Genomic DNA, 15,032 nt, shown 5'->3' with positions numbered 1-15,032 from the left:
GGGGAGGTAGCATATGCGCAATTTCGGAGGTTATCCAGGCGGAGGATTTGGAGGCTTTATTTGGCCATTTGGCGCACCGTTTTTTGGTGGTTTTTTAGGCAGTTTCCTTGGCTCTCAATTTAATCAATATCCTTACAATCCATATTATCCAAACTATCGACCATATCCACCAGGTCCATATTTTCGACCAGGTCCGCGATATCGTAGACCATGGTAAGCACATAATTAGATCAGCCAGTTGTCGATCTTGATATCGACAACTGGTTTTTATTGTGCCTAACGAAGTATCAAATTTAGTGTTGACAGAATATACTAAATTATTTATTATTCTTATTATATTACTAAGAATTAAATATGTGGCTGACTAGCAAACTAGAGGCTTTTATTATTCATAGGCATTTTTGTGTCTAAGGATAATATTAGCCTTTTTTCTTTATCTTAATTTAGTAAAGGTTTTTGTACCGAAAGCAAAGTGTCAGGTTTAGAAAATCGAGGACCCTTATTAGTAAGTTTAATCAATCTGAAATGCCATGACAACGAGGCGTAATTGACAGAAGGAGTGAGATGAAATGGGGAAAGTTTATATTGTTGGTGCAGGTCCTGGAGATGTTGACCTCCTTACGATTAAAGGATTACGTTGCATTGAATGTGCAGATGTCATTTTATATGACAGACTCATTAATAAAGAGCTATTAGCCTATGCCAAGAAAGACGCTAAATTAATCTTTTGCGGGAAATTGCCTCAGCAACATGCCATGATTCAGGAGCAAATCAACCAAACGCTTGTTGATTATGCCCAACAAGGATATGTTGTCACAAGATTAAAAGGAGGAGACCCATTTGTTTTTGGTAGAGGGGCAGAGGAGGCAGATGTGTTAGCGAAGCATCAAATTCCCTTTGAAATTGTGCCTGGTATTACGTCAGGTATAGCAGCTCCAGCATATGCAGGTATTCCTGTCACACATCGTAACTTAGGTTCAAGTTTTGCTATGGTTACTGGGCATATGCAGGATGGAAAAGAAGATGCTATCCGTTGGGAAAGTCTTGCAAAAGGAATTGATACGATTGCCATTTATATGGGTGTTGGTAATCTTCCGTATATCCGTCAACAATTACTCAAATTTGGCCGTGATGAAAAAACGCCTGTGGCTGTTATTCACTGGGGAACAGTTTCTACTAAGCAAAGAACTGTTACGGGGACTTTAGCTACAATTGAGGAAATTGTGCGTACAGAAAATATTCATAACCCTAGCATCATATTAGTAGGGAAGGTTGTGACCTTAAGAGATACCATTCATTGGTTTGAGCAAAACCCCGCACAGCCAATCCAAATAACGGGATAAGGTTGTGGGATTATGCAGGCTATTTTATATATTGCACATGGCAGTCGTGTCAAGGAAGGTGTAGAGCAGGCCGTAAACTTTCTTCAAGGTGTACAACAAGAAGTGACAGTACCTATTCAGGAAATATGCTTTCTAGAGCTGGCAACACCAACCATTGCAGAAGGCATTGCTAGCTGTATTCGGAAAGGGGCAACAGCGATTGCCGTAATGCCTATTCTCCTACTAGCTGCTCAACACGCAAAGCATGATATTCCGAAAGAAATGGCAAAAGCTCAAAAACTATACCCATATGTAAAGTTTACATATGGTGAGCCTCTTGGCATTCATGAACGATTAATTGACACATTACAAGCTAGGATAATAGAAAAACAGCAACCTAACAGCAATGCGAGTGTTTTACTCATAGGACGTGGGAGTAGTGATCCAGCCGTCAAGAGGGATTTAGCCAAAATTGCCAAAAGGCTACGTACTAAATATCACTATAAAGCCGTTGATACATGCTTCTTATACGGAATGGGACCAACCTTTGAAGACTGGTTACTGCAAGTTAAAGGGAAGCAACAGCAAGTTTTTATTGTCCCTTATTTATTATTTACAGGCATTTTAAGACAAAGTATTGCCAAGCGATTACAAGGCTTTGACAGTCAAAACATTATGTTATGTGAAAGCTTAGGCTATGACGACAATGTGAAAAAAGTATTAGTGGAACGTATTGATGAATTACTACATTTTAAAGAGGAAGGTGTTTCGTAATGGTAGATAAAAGAACTGAAAATGTAAATCTAGCATTAGATAATGTCCGCCAAATGTTAAATACTGTGAACCACGGATCAATTACATTGATTGTTCAAAATTCCTATGTGGTTCAGATTGAGAAAAAGGAAAAAATAAGGCTTCGATAAATTAAAAAATATGAAATGAAGATGATTCGTGAGGTGGCAAAGATTGAAATTACAAGTAATAAACAGTCCATTTAATGAAGAGCAGGTGAAGTTATTAAACGAGCTTCTCCCTAAATTAACAATTGAACAAAAATTTTGGCTAAACGGTTACCTAAGTGCTCCCCAAGCAACTCTTGAAGCAATTGTTGAACAGGCACCACCAGCAGCCCAGCCGATTACCAAAACAATAACAATTTTATATGGTTCCCAAACAGGCAATAGTCAAGGATTAGCTGAAAAGTATGCAGCAGCTTTAAAAGAGCAGCAGGTAGATGTAACTGTCTCATCATTAGGGAAATTTAAAGCTAGTAATTTAAAAAAGATCACCAATCTATTACTTATTGTGAGTACACATGGAGAGGGAGATCCACCAGATCAAGCGATACAATTCTATGAATTTTTGCATAGCAAGCGGGCGCCTAAATTAGAACACCTACAATATTCGGTTCTTGCTTTAGGGGATAGCTCCTATGAATTTTTTTGTAAGACAGGTAAGGACTTCGATGAGCGATTTGCGCAATTAGGTGCAACAAGAATTGTTCCTCGTATAGATTGCGATGTAGATTATGATGACGCAGCTGCACAGTGGTTCTCCGCGGTTCAACAGGAATTTCTTCAGCATACAACTTCAGCAACGTCTACTTCAGCACACACCGAAGGGGCGCAAGTACTTGAAGAATCTACATATTCAAGAAAAAATCCATTTTACGCTGAAGTACTTGAAAATATAAATCTAAATGGTCGTGGCTCCAATAAAGAGACGCGTCATCTTGAATTATCGATTGAGGGAGCTAATTTTCATTTTGAACCTGGCGATAGCATTGGCATTCTGCCAGAGAATGATGAACAATTAGTCAATGCATTGCTGACAGCACTTCAATTTGATTCGGAGACAGAAGTGACTGTTTTTGATGAAACAATAACAATAAAAGAAGCACTACAGAAAAAATTAGAAATTACGGTGTTATCTAAACCGTTACTCGAAAAAATTGCTGCTTATACAGAGCATAAAGAATTTTCTAAGCTATTTGAAGAACCAAAAGCCTGGAAGGACTATGCAAAAGGAAGAGACTTGCTCGACCTAGTAGAGGAATTTACACCATTTACTTGGAGTGCACAGCAATTTGTAGAGTTACTGCGTAAAATTCCAGCTCGACTTTATTCTATTGCTAGTAGCCAAAAGGCCAATAGCGAAGAAGTTCATTTAACGATTGGCAAGGTAAGCTATGAAACAGCAGGTAGACAACGTCTTGGTGTTTGCTCTGGAAGTGTGGCAGAACGAATACAAATAGGTGATACATTACCAATCTATGTTCATAAAAATCCGAATTTCAGATTGCCAGAGAATAATGAAACGCCAATTATTATGATTGGTGCAGGCACAGGTGTTGCACCATATCGAGCTTTTCTAGAGGAGCGAGAAGAGTTAGGGATTGAGGGGAAAGCATGGCTCATCTTTGGTGATCAGCATTTTGTTACGGATTTCCTCTATCAAACGGATTGGCAACGTTGGCTAGCTGCTGGCACATTAAGTCACATGCATGTAGCCTTTTCACGTGATACAGACCAAAAAATCTATGTTCAACATAAATTGCAAGAAAATGCCGCAAGTTTTTATGAGTGGCTGGAGCAGGGGGCTGTCATTTATGTATGTGGTGACGAAAAATCAATGGCATCTGATGTGGATGCAACCATTCATCAAATTATTGAGCAGCAAGGACAGAAAACACCAGAGGACGCAAAAGCCTATGTGAATGAATTAAAACAGCAAAAACGCTACCAACGTGACGTTTATTAATGGAGTTCAACATAAATTTCTCAAAAACCTTCCCTTATTAATGAGTTGATCTCTTTGTTAGCAAGTAAACCCTCAGGTATGCCCAATACGCTGAGGTGTAATGGATTAAAGGAGCGATAAAGAATGACTGAAAAAATAGTGTTACCTCCACAGCCCGGGAAACCAAGTGATGTAGAGCGTATTAAAACCGAAAGTAATTACCTACGTGGAACACTCGAACGTACCATGAATAATCCATTAAGCTCTGGTATCCCAGAGGACGATAATCGCCTTATGAAATTTCATGGCAGTTACTTACAGGACGATCGAGATCTTCGGAATGAACGTCAGAAACAAAAGCTGGAACCGGCCTATCAATTTATGGTACGTGTACGAACACCAGGTGGAGCAGCTACCCCAGCGCAATGGCTTGTGATGGATGAAATGGCTAGAAAGTATGGCAATGGCTCTTTAAAATTAACAACACGCCAAGCATTTCAAGTACATGGCATTTTAAAATGGAATGTTAAAAAATATATGCAGGAAATCAATGAGGTGTTATTGGATTCTCTTGCTGCATGTGGAGATGTGAACCGTAATGTGATGTGTAATGTCAATCCAAACCAGTCTGCATTACATGAAGAGGTTTATAATTGGTCTGCAAAACTAAGTGAGCATTTACTGCCGAGAACACGCGCTTATCATGAATTATGGTTAGATGGAGAAAAGGTAGTAGATAGTCAGGATGTAGAAATTGAACCGATTTATGGAGCTCAATATTTGCCGCGTAAATTTAAAATTGGTATTGCGATTCCACCAAGTAATGATGTAGATGTTTTTTCACAAGATATCGGACTGATTGCCATCGTTGAAGACAATCAGCTTGTTGGTTTTAACGTAGCGGTTGGTGGAGGCATGGGCATGACACATGGTGATCATGAAACCTATCCACAGCTTGCTCGTGAAATTGGCTTTATAACGCCAGATAAATTATTAGAAACAGCAGAAAAAATAATAACGATACAGCGTGATTATGGGAATCGCTCTGTCCGTAAAAATGCACGATTTAAATACACGATTGATGCGAGAGGACTTGAATGGTTCCAAGAAGAATTAACGCGTCGTCTAGGCTGGGAAATTCAGCAGGCTCGTCCTTATACTTTTGAGCGTACAGGTGATGAATTTGGCTGGATTAAAGGGGCAGATGGTCATTGGCATTATACGTTATTTATTCAAAATGGCCGTATAAAAGACTTTGAGGATTATCAGTTGTTAACTGGCTTACGTGAAATAGCTAAGGTGCACACGGGTGATTTTCGTTTAACACCGAACCAAAACCTAATGATTAGCAATGTAACACCCCAGAAAAAGAAACAAATAAATACGCTTATTAAACAATACAAGCTAACAGACGGTGCGCATTATTCTGCCTTACGCCGCAATTCCATTGCCTGTGTCTCATTACCGACATGTGGCTTAGCCATGGCAGAAGCAGAACGCTATTTACCTTCTCTTATAACAAAAATTGATGCCATTATTGATGAGGCTGGCTTAAATGAAACAGAAATTGTTATTCGCATGTCTGGTTGTCCAAATGGCTGTTCACGTGCAGCAATGGGTGAAATCGGCTTTATTGGCAAAGGGCCAGGTAAATACAATATGTACCTTGGTGCAAGTTTTACAGGCAATCGCTTAAATAAAATCTATCGTGAAAATATTGGTGAGGAGGAAATTTTAGCAGAGCTACGACCAATTCTTCTACATTTTTCAAAGGAACGTTTAGAGGGCGAACATTTTGGAGACTTTGTCATTCGTGCTGGGTATGTCACAGCTGTCTATGATGGAAGAGAATTTCATTAAAAATAAAAACCATGTAGCAAAGAAAAATTTGCTACATGGTTTTTTATATAGAATAATCCTCAGGAATAAATACCTTTAATTGTTTCGGCTTTACAAATACCTGATCGCCCACCTTCAGTTGAAGAAGATGAAATTGTTCTTTTGATAACTCCGCTTCTAAAAATTCATCAAGATCCTCACGGCGTAGTTCAATTTGAACGATAGGTCCTAGTAAATGAATGTGGCTGATTTTAACAGGAACTGTACCTGAAATACTTGTTTTCTCAATCTGAATATCATGTGGACGTACATAGCCTATCGCATTGTCCTCTGAATGTGTTAGGGCATCAGGTACATCAAGTGCAACTTCACCCTGCATGAGCTTACCATTATGTAAGCGACCTTTAAATAGATTAACATTGCCCAAGAAGTCATAGACAAACGGACTTTTGGGGTTTGTATAGACCTCATCTGGACTACCAATTTGCTCGATTTTGCCATTATTCATGACCACAATGCGATCTGCAACATCGAGAGCTTCCTCTTGGTCATGTGTCACAAAAATACTTGTAATATGAAATTCATCATGTAACTTTCGAAGCCAGCGACGTAACTCCTTGCGTACTTTTGCATCGAGAGCTCCAAATGGTTCATCTAGTAACAGTACCTTTGGCTCTACAGCAAGCGCTCTTGCCAGTGCGACACGTTGTCGTTGCCCACCTGAGAGCTGTGTTGGATATCGATCTGAGAAATTTTCAAGCTTCACAAGTTGCAATAATTCCATCACTTTATCTTTGATTTGTTGTTTTGAAGGTCTGCTTTTTCGAGGACGTACCTTCAGGCCATAAGCAACATTGTCAAAGACCGTCATATGGCGAAAAAGCGCATAATGTTGAAAGACAAAGCCCACATTGCGTTCCTTTGGATGACGATCTGTGATGGATTGACCATCAAATAAAATATTGCCGACATCCGTTGTTTCAAGCCCAGCAATCACACGTAATAATGAGGTTTTTCCTGATCCAGAAGGGCCAAGTAGTGCTACTAGCTCCCCAGACTGAATATGTACGGATATATCCTCTAGTGCCTGAAAGGACCCATATTTTTTGGATACGTTTTGAATTTGTATACTCATTGAGACCATCTCCTTTTAACTAGATTTTGATTTCCAAGCAATAATGTCTTTCACAATTAATGTAAAGATGGCCATTACGCTCATTAAGGAAGCAACTGCAAAGGCTGCTGCAAATTGATATTCATTATAGAGAATTTCAATATGAAGGGGCATCGTATTTGTCATGCCACGAATATGACCAGATACCACAGACACAGCCCCGAATTCTCCGATGGCTCGTGCATTACATAAAATCAAACCATAGAATAGTCCCCATTTAATATTGGGTAATGTGACATACCAAAAGGTTTTAAAGCCACTTGCCCCCAATGAAATGGACGCTTCTTCCTCAGATATACCTTGGGTTTGCATCAGCGGTATTAATTCACGTGCAACAAAGGGTAATGTGACGAAAATTGTGGCAAGGACAATGCCAGGTAGTGCAAAAACAATTTTAATATCATGTGCAAACAACCATTCACCAAATAGTCCCTGTGAGCCAAACAATAAAATAAACACTAAACCTGCGATAACAGGTGAAACTGCAAAAGGTAAATCTACCATAGTAAGTAATAGATTTTTCCCCTTAAAATTAAACTTTGTAAGTGCCCAGGCAGCCATTACGCCAAAGATCGCATTGAGGGGTACAGTAATGGCTACGACGATTAATGTAAGCTTAATAGCAGCTAATGCATCTGGATGTGTAATCGCAGTAAAGTAAACATCGGATCCTTTTTGAAAGGCTGTAATAAAAATAGATACTAAAGGTAGTACGATAAAGAAAGCTAAAAAAGCTAAGGCAATAAATATTAACGTATAGCGAATAATACGAGGCTCCTGTAAGGCAGCAGTCTGTGTAGCTGCTTTCCTTTTTCCTGTACTAGCCTGCTGAATAAAAGTTGATTGTTCCATATAGTACCTCCTAATGTACAAACCGACGATTGGCTAGCCATTGTATCAAGTTAATGGTGAACAACAAAATAAAGGATGTCACAAGCATGACAACAGCTATGGCAGTTGCCCCCGCATAATCATATTGCTCAAGCTTTGTCATAATAATTAACGGCGTAATTTCCGTTTTCATCGGCATATTTCCTGCAATAAAAACAACCGAGCCATATTCACCTAAAGCGCGCGCAAAGGCCAAGGAAAAGCCAGTTAAAATAGCTGGTACTAGCTCTGGTAAGATGACTTTACGGAAGGTTTGTAAACGATTGGCTCCAAGGCTTGCCGAAGCTTCCTCCACCTCAGCACTGATATTTTGTAAAACGGGCTGGACCGTTCGTACAACAAAGGGTAGCCCGATAAAGGTTAAAGCAATAATGATGCCAAGAGGTGTAAAGGCAATTTTAAAATCAAAAAATTGACCAATCCAACCATTTGGCGCATAAAGAGATGTTAAAGCAATTCCAGCGACAGCAGTAGGCAATGCAAAAGGTAAGTCTACAAGCCCATCAATGATTCGTTTAAAGGGAAATTGATAGCGAACGAGAACCCATGCAATAGTTGTACCGAAAAAAACATTTAGTAAGCCTGCAATCAGTGCAGTGCTGAAGCTCACTTTGTAGGAAGCAACAGCACGGGGATCTGTAATGATATCTATAAATGCTGACCAGCTTAAGGACATGGTATGAATGAAAATCATGGAAAGTGGTAGTAACACTAGTAAACTTACGTAAAGCATTGTATAACCAAGAGATAAATGAAAGCCTGGAATAATTCGACGCGATTTTTTAGGAATGATTAAACTGCTCATCAAAACGCTCCTTATTGAGGTACGTATATTTCATCAAAGGTACCACCATCTTTAAAATGGGTTGCTTGTGCTTGTGACCAACCACCAAAATCATCGATGGAAACAAGTTCAAGCTGAGGGAATTGATCTTTATACTTTGCTAGAATCGTTTCACTACGTGGTCGATAATAATTTTTCGCCGCAATTTCTTGCCCTGTATCACTATATAAATGCTGTAAGTAAGCTTCAGCGACTTCACGTGTCCCCTTTTTATCTACGATTTTGTCTACAACTGCAACTGGTGGCTCTGCTAAAATACTTAAAGAAGGCGTGATGATTTCAAATTCATCCTTACCTAATTCATTGAGAGAGAGGTATGCTTCATTTTCCCACGCAATTAAGACATCTCCTATTTTACGTTCTACGAATGTTGTTGTAGCTCCACGAGCGCCAGAATCAAGTACTTCTACATTGCTGTAAAGTGATTTCATAAATTCTTTTATTTTTGTCTCATCATTGTTATATAACTTTCCGGCATAAGCCCAAGCAGCTAAGTAGTTCCACCGTGCACCTCCAGATGTTTTGGGATTAGGCGTTATGACAGATACATCATCTTGAATCAAATCATCCCAATCTTGTATGTTTTTTGGATTGCCCTTGCGAACTAAAAAAACAATTGTAGATGTATAGGGAGTCGAATTAAGATCAAATTCGGTTTGCCAATCTTTATTCAGCAGCTCACGAGTTTGAGCAATTTCATCAATATCGTAAGCGAGTGCGAGTGTCACAACGTCGGCTTCAAGACCATCAATAACTGCACGCCCCTGTTTGCCAGATCCACCATGTGATTGATTGATTGTGACGTCTTGGCCAGTATCAGCCTTCCATTTTTTTATAAAATCTTTGTTGAACTCATCGTAAAGCTCCCGTGTTGGATCATAGGAAACATTTAGTAGCTCTACAGACTTCTTGTCTTCCTGATCGCTTGCTTTTTCATCTGAGTTAGCACTTCCACAGCCAGTTAAACTAAGCGTTAGAATAGTTAATAATGCCAAGGATTGTAGAACATAGCTCTTTTTTTTCATAGTTAATCCGCCCCTTTTCTGTCTTAAGAATGCAAAAAGCCATCACCCACAATGACATGACAACATTGGGTAGATGGCCTTCAGATCCTCTGATCAGCGTTTTTTTAGGTCAAAGCTTTAGTAATACATTAAACATATATTTCCTATTAGTCAACAAGGAATTATAAAAAAGATTATTTATTTTGAAAATTAATAAAAGTGTCCTTAGATACCACTCATCATATGCAGCAAAGAGCAAAAAAAATGGGTGTATGGAAAAGATATTTAAAAAACCTAGTTGACTGCTTGGTGTACTTTAGTATATATTTGGTAATAAGAAGAATGATTGTAGTACGAGGTAACAACTACTAGTGAACAATCATTAAATATAGAGCTGGCTAGTCAAACTAGAGGCGTTTTAACAAAGACCTGTTTTTCCTATGTCTTTTGTTAGAACGCCTTTTTTGCTATGAGGGGGATTCGATGTTAACTTACGAAAATTGGCAAGAACCGATCATTGATTTTCAGGTTGATGATATGTATAAGGCTGCACTAGAGGTTTTACAGTGGAGCTATCAAGAATATGGAGATGAAATCGTCTATGCATGTAGCTTTGGTATTGAGGGCATTGTCTTAATTGATCTCATTTCAAAGGTAAAGCCTAACGCTACGATTGTTTTTTTAGATACAGATGTACACTTTAAAGAAACATATGAAACCATTCATAAAATCAAAGAAAAATATCCACAACTTAACATTGTCATGAAAAAGCCAGCCCTTACACTTGAGCAACAAGCTACACAACATGGTGAAGAACTATGGAAGTCTAACCCAAATAAGTGCTGTGATATTCGTAAGATAAAACCTTTACACGAAGCCTTATCAGGTAAAAAGGCTTGGATATCAGGCTTACGCCGTGAGCAATCACCAACACGTCAACAAACAAACTTTTTAAATCGTGACGATAAATTTAAATCGATTAAAGTTTGTCCATTGATTCATTGGACTTGGAAGGATGTCTGGCGCTATGTTTCAAAGCACAGTTTGCCATATAATCCGTTACACGATCAAGGCTATCCAAGCATCGGTTGTGAGCATTGTACGAAACCAGCATTTACAATGGAGGATTTACGTTCAGGTAGATGGCAAGGTTCTGGTAAAACCGAGTGCGGGTTACATGAATAAAGGAGTTCTGCCATGCTTGAATATTTTGCAATAGCTATTAGTTTATTTTTTGCGATGAACATAGGAGCAAGCGGTGCAGCAGCCTCAATGGGTGTTGCTTATGGGGCAGGTGCCATCAAAAAAGCTTGGCAAGCATTGCTTTTATGCGCGATAGGCGTCTACAGTGGAGCTGTATTAGGCGGAGGAGAAGTAGTCAAAACGATAAGCTCAGGCATTATGCCCCAGGAATATATTACGGTAAAGGTTGTCATCATTATCTTGATTTCTGCGACAAGCTCGTTATTTTTCGCCAATCTTTTAGGCATTCCCTTATCAACGAGTGAAGTAACAGTGGGTGCTGTCGTGGGTGTAGGAATTGCCTATAAAGTATTATTCGTCAATTCGCTGCTTGTCATTATATCATTTTGGGTGATTGTACCGCTTGTTGCCTTTGTCATTGCTCTTGTATGTGGAAAGTTATTATATAAGTTACAAAACACAGGGTTGCTGAAAGATCGGCCAATTTTAACTGTTCTTCTCGTTTTAGCAGGATTTTTCGAAGCATTTTCAGCGGGGATGAATAATGTTGCCAATGCAGTTGGACCGTTGGTGGGAGCAGGAATGATGGATGTGACAACGGGCATTGTGCTTGGCGGTGCATTTGTCGCAATAGGTGCTCTGCTACTTGGTAAACGAGTGCTTGAAACAAACGGTAAAAAAATAGTGCGCTTTCAAAAGGCAGAGGGCATTCTCATTTCAAGTACAGGTGCATTGCTTGTTGGCGTAAGTTCAATTTTTGGGCTTCCAGTACCCTTAACACAAGTCACTTCTTCATCCATCATTGGGATGGGGATGGCGAAAAACGGAAAGCAAATCTTCCATAAGCATATTGTGAAAAAAATTATACGTATTTGGGTTGTATCACCCATCTTTTCATTAGTCATTTCTTATTTTTTAGTGCAGTTATTTTTAGAAAAAGACCTTTATGCCATTATTTTAAATGGCAGCATTATTGTTGGGACGCTAGGGGTCATTAGTCTGATGCGTACGATGCGTGAAGAAGAGCAGTCTATCTATGATGCAGGGGAAGGCATTTAAATTGAATCATATCATCACTATCTTTTGACTACAAAACTTAGTATTTAACTAGAATTAGGAGGATATTTTTATGAGTCTACAACCACATGGTGGACTACTTGTGCAAGCATTTAATCCGGAAAAAGAAATCACAACTATTCATAAGGAAATTGAGTTGGATGCGATTTCGTTGAGTGATTTAGAGCTAATTGCTATAGGAGGGTATAGCCCAATTGAAGGTTTTTTAACACAAGTAGACTATGAGTCAGTCGTGGCACAAAGTCGTTTAGCATCAGGTGTAGTATGGAGTATTCCGATTACATTACCTGTTACAAAAGAGAAAGCGTCCATTTTACAGCCTGGTGACGAGGTGAAGCTGGTTTATGGTGATGAAGTATATGGCGTTATTGAAGTAGCAGATATTTATGAGCCGAATAAACGAAAAGAGGCTTTACTTGTCTATGGAACAGAGGATTTAGCACATCCGGGCGTTCAAAAGCTTTTTGATCGTCCTGCCATTTATGTTGGAGGGAAAATTACGTTAATTAAACGTCTTACACAAAAGTTCCCTGCTTATTCATTTGACCCAATAGAAACGCGACAATTATTTGCTGACAAGGGATGGAAAACTATTGTTGGCTTCCAAACACGTAATCCAGTCCATAGGGCGCATGAATATATTCAAAAGGCAGCACTTGAAACGATTGATGGGTTATTTCTAAATCCACTTGTTGGAGAAACAAAGTCAGATGATGTGTCAGCTGCTATACGTATGGAGAGCTATGAGGTTTTATTAGAAAACTATTATCCTGAAAGTCGTGTACAATTAGGTATTTTCCCAGCCGCTATGCGATATGCAGGACCAAAGGAAGCTATTTTTCATGCACTTGTTAGAAAAAATTATGGCTGTACTCATTTTATTGTTGGTCGTGATCATGCAGGTGTTGGTGATTATTATGGCACATATGATGCACAAAAGATTTTTGAACAGTTTACTGAAGATGAATTAGGAATTGTCCCACTGAAATTTGAGCATAGCTTTTATTGCCAGCAATGTGAAGGCATGGCGACGACAAAGACGTGTCCACATGATAGCTCTGCCCATGTCATTCTATCAGGAACGAAGGTACGTGAGATGCTACGAAATGGAGAAGTACCACCAAGTACATTCAGTCGTAAAGAAGTCGTAGACATTTTAATTAAAGGCATGAGTAAGGAGGTAGTGAAATGAGTTCAAACATTGTTTGGCATGAAGCCTCCATTACAAAAGAAGAACGCCGTTCAAAAAATAAACATCAAAGCTTTATTTTATGGTTTACGGGTTTATCTGCTTCAGGGAAATCATCAGTGGCTAATGCATTTGCCCGTCGATTATTTGAAAGGAGCAATCAAGCCTTCGTATTAGATGGTGATAATGTGCGTCATGGCTTAAATAGTGACTTAGGATTCGATGAGGCAGGGCGCAAAGAAAATATTCGTCGAATAGGTGAAGTCTCAAAGTTATTTATAGAGAGCGGTCAAATTGTGCTAACGGCTTTTATTTCACCTTATCGAGAAGATCGTCAGGTAGTCCGTGAACTTGTAGAGGATGGTGAATTTTTAGAGGTCTTTGTAAAGTGTTCAGTAGAAACATGTGAAAAAAGAGATCCTAAAGGTTTGTATAAAAAAGCAAGGAATGCTGAAATTGCTAATTTTACAGGGATTAGCGCTCCATATGAAGAACCGATTAACCCAGAAGTTATTTTGGATACAGAACAGCATTCCATTGAAGAATGTGTGGAGCAACTGACAAATATTTTAACTGCCAAGGGATATATTTAACTAAAAAAATCTGCTCGATTTAGTAATCGGGCAGATTTTTACGTTTATTTTACACCTTGTTCCTTTTTCATTCTGTCAATTTCAGGACCTAGTTCATCACGTACGGTACCTTTCCAAGGCTTAACACCAGCAATATAGGAAGAACGTGTCATAATGTGTCCGCCAACAGGACCAGTAATAAAGAGGAAGAGTATCCCCAATAAAATACGAGGGTTGAAATGATCTTCAATGAGCCAAAAGTGAAAGAATACACCAATTAGTACACACATGACGCCAAGTGTTGCACTTTTTGACGCGGCATGTGCACGTGTATACAAATCAGGTAAGCGGACAAGTCCAATAGCTGTCACGACAATAAAGAGTACTCCAACAGTAATGAAAAAGATAACTAAACTATTAGCGAGAATTGTCACGTTTGATGATATCTCCTTTCTCTATGAATTTAGAGAAAGCCATCGTACCGATAAACGATAAAATTGCTAGCAATAAAATGATTTCAAGAAAGAAGCTTGTTTCCACTAAAATTGAAAATAGTCCGATTAGGGAAATGAGTGAAACACCAAGTGAATCCAAAGCTACAACACGATCGGATGCGGAAGGACCTTTTACCATTCGATAAATGACCGCTATCATAGATAAGCAAATCACTACGATTACAGCAATAATAAATGTTGTCATGATTTACTCACCTCCAAAATCGCTTTTTCAAATGAATCTCGAATGGAAGCAATGGCTTCATCCACATCGTTAATATCAATTGCATGTACATACAAAGTTTTCGCATCATCCGAAACATGCACTACAACTGTTCCTGGCGTTAAAGTAATAAGACTTGATAATAACGTAATTTCCCAGTCTTGTGTTAAAACAGTTGGATAAGCAAAAAAGGCTGGTTGCATGTCCAGTTTAGGCTTCAACACTACTTTTAACACTTGAACATTTGCTAAAATTAATTCTTTAAAGAACAACAACGTTAATTTTAGCAGGGCCCATAATCGATAGACATAAAGACGGGACTTGAAAAACCTCCGCATGAGAATAAGTAAAAGTATCCCCATCATGAATCCTATGATAAAACCAGTTGCTGTGTAATTAGAGGAAAGGAACATCCAGACAAAGGCAAGTACAAAATTTAAAATCATTTGAAATGCCATAGT

At 38.9% G+C, this 15,032-nt stretch carries 17 protein-coding genes; 10 read left to right on the top strand and 7 right to left on the bottom strand.

The window, feature by feature from the left end:
* Positions 1 to 13: 13 nt before the first annotated feature.
* From MKY76_RS18170 to cysI, 6 genes are all read left to right on the top strand, one after another.
* Positions 14 to 217, top strand: a complete 204-nt coding sequence (locus tag MKY76_RS18170) for a hypothetical protein (RefSeq protein ID WP_016991509.1) — start codon at positions 14 to 16, stop codon at positions 215 to 217.
* A 352-nt stretch (positions 218 to 569) separates the two neighbouring features.
* A complete protein-coding gene (gene cobA, locus MKY76_RS18165; protein WP_342556922.1) occupies positions 570 to 1,343 on the top strand; it encodes a uroporphyrinogen-III C-methyltransferase in 774 nt (257 codons plus the stop codon).
* Positions 1,344 to 1,355: 12 nt separating this feature from the next.
* Entirely contained in the window at positions 1,356 to 2,096 is a 741-nt protein-coding gene (locus MKY76_RS18160; protein WP_112116472.1) for a sirohydrochlorin chelatase, read from the top strand.
* Positions 2,096 to 2,245, top strand: a complete 150-nt coding sequence (locus MKY76_RS18155) for a YezD family protein (RefSeq protein WP_004228347.1) — start codon at positions 2,096 to 2,098, stop codon at positions 2,243 to 2,245. The genes MKY76_RS18160 and MKY76_RS18155 overlap by 1 nt, the downstream gene beginning before the upstream one ends.
* A 43-nt stretch (positions 2,246 to 2,288) precedes the next feature.
* A complete protein-coding gene (locus MKY76_RS18150) occupies positions 2,289 to 4,082 on the top strand; it encodes an assimilatory sulfite reductase (NADPH) flavoprotein subunit (RefSeq protein ID WP_103118716.1) in 1,794 nt (597 codons plus the stop codon).
* Positions 4,083 to 4,205: 123 nt separating this feature from the next.
* On the top strand, positions 4,206 to 5,921 hold the full coding sequence (gene cysI, locus MKY76_RS18145) for an assimilatory sulfite reductase (NADPH) hemoprotein subunit (RefSeq protein ID WP_066038183.1): 1,716 nt from the start codon (positions 4,206 to 4,208) through the stop codon (positions 5,919 to 5,921).
* Positions 5,922 to 5,964: 43 nt separating this feature from the next.
* On the opposite strand, the gene MKY76_RS18140 is transcribed toward cysI, so the two are convergent.
* Genes MKY76_RS18140 through MKY76_RS18125 form a run of 4 tightly spaced genes read right to left on the bottom strand, consistent with a single transcriptional unit; the run spans position 5,965 to position 9,834 of the window.
* Positions 5,965 to 7,035, bottom strand: coding sequence for a sulfate/molybdate ABC transporter ATP-binding protein (locus MKY76_RS18140; protein WP_066038182.1), 1,071 nt, complete (start codon positions 7,033 to 7,035; stop codon positions 5,965 to 5,967).
* A 15-nt stretch (positions 7,036 to 7,050) separates the two neighbouring features.
* Positions 7,051 to 7,926 carry a sulfate ABC transporter permease subunit CysW gene (cysW, locus tag MKY76_RS18135; protein WP_066038181.1) on the bottom strand — a complete coding sequence of 292 codons (876 nt, stop codon included), beginning with the start codon at positions 7,924 to 7,926 and terminating at the stop codon, positions 7,051 to 7,053.
* A 10-nt stretch (positions 7,927 to 7,936) separates the two neighbouring features.
* Entirely contained in the window at positions 7,937 to 8,770 is an 834-nt protein-coding gene (gene cysT / locus MKY76_RS18130; protein WP_048394444.1) for a sulfate ABC transporter permease subunit CysT, read from the bottom strand.
* Between the two features lie 11 nt (positions 8,771 to 8,781).
* Positions 8,782 to 9,834, bottom strand: a complete 1,053-nt coding sequence (locus tag MKY76_RS18125; protein WP_066038180.1) for a sulfate ABC transporter substrate-binding protein — start codon at positions 9,832 to 9,834, stop codon at positions 8,782 to 8,784.
* A gap of 462 nt (positions 9,835 to 10,296) precedes the next feature.
* Between MKY76_RS18125 and MKY76_RS18120 the strand changes: the two genes are divergently transcribed.
* From MKY76_RS18120 to cysC, 4 genes are all read left to right on the top strand, one after another.
* Complete coding sequence (locus MKY76_RS18120; protein WP_342556921.1) at positions 10,297 to 10,998, top strand: phosphoadenylyl-sulfate reductase; 702 nt, start codon at positions 10,297 to 10,299, stop codon at positions 10,996 to 10,998.
* 12 nt (positions 10,999 to 11,010) lie between these two features.
* Positions 11,011 to 12,075 (top strand): inorganic phosphate transporter, encoded by a 1,065-nt coding sequence (locus tag MKY76_RS18115; RefSeq protein WP_048394449.1) that lies wholly within the window; start codon positions 11,011 to 11,013, stop codon positions 12,073 to 12,075.
* Positions 12,076 to 12,145: 70 nt separating this feature from the next.
* A complete protein-coding gene (gene sat, locus MKY76_RS18110; protein WP_313870395.1) occupies positions 12,146 to 13,285 on the top strand; it encodes a sulfate adenylyltransferase in 1,140 nt (379 codons plus the stop codon).
* Positions 13,282 to 13,875, top strand: a complete 594-nt coding sequence (gene cysC / locus MKY76_RS18105; RefSeq protein WP_048394453.1) for an adenylyl-sulfate kinase — start codon at positions 13,282 to 13,284, stop codon at positions 13,873 to 13,875. Before sat ends, cysC begins: the two co-directional genes overlap by 4 nt.
* A 44-nt stretch (positions 13,876 to 13,919) precedes the next feature.
* On the opposite strand, the gene mnhG is transcribed toward cysC, so the two are convergent.
* Genes mnhG through MKY76_RS18090 form a run of 3 tightly spaced genes read right to left on the bottom strand, consistent with a single transcriptional unit; the run spans position 13,920 to position 15,029 of the window.
* Positions 13,920 to 14,288: a monovalent cation/H(+) antiporter subunit G gene (mnhG, locus tag MKY76_RS18100; protein ID WP_004228373.1), complete on the bottom strand. Its 369-nt coding sequence runs from the start codon at positions 14,286 to 14,288 to the stop codon at positions 13,920 to 13,922.
* Entirely contained in the window at positions 14,272 to 14,553 is a 282-nt protein-coding gene (locus tag MKY76_RS18095) for a Na(+)/H(+) antiporter subunit F1 (RefSeq protein ID WP_004228375.1), read from the bottom strand. The genes mnhG and MKY76_RS18095 overlap by 17 nt, the downstream gene beginning before the upstream one ends.
* A complete protein-coding gene (locus MKY76_RS18090) occupies positions 14,550 to 15,029 on the bottom strand; it encodes a Na+/H+ antiporter subunit E (RefSeq protein ID WP_048394455.1) in 480 nt (159 codons plus the stop codon). The genes MKY76_RS18095 and MKY76_RS18090 overlap by 4 nt, the downstream gene beginning before the upstream one ends.
* Positions 15,030 to 15,032: the final 3 nt, after the last annotated feature.

The sequence above is a fragment of the Lysinibacillus sp. FSL P4-0201 genome (assembly GCF_038593425.1).
GTDB classification, from domain to species: domain Bacteria; phylum Bacillota; class Bacilli; order Bacillales_A; family Planococcaceae; genus Lysinibacillus; species Lysinibacillus capsici.
The sequence above is the reverse complement of the archived record's forward strand: the minus strand, read 5'-3'. Positions and strand labels throughout refer to the sequence as shown.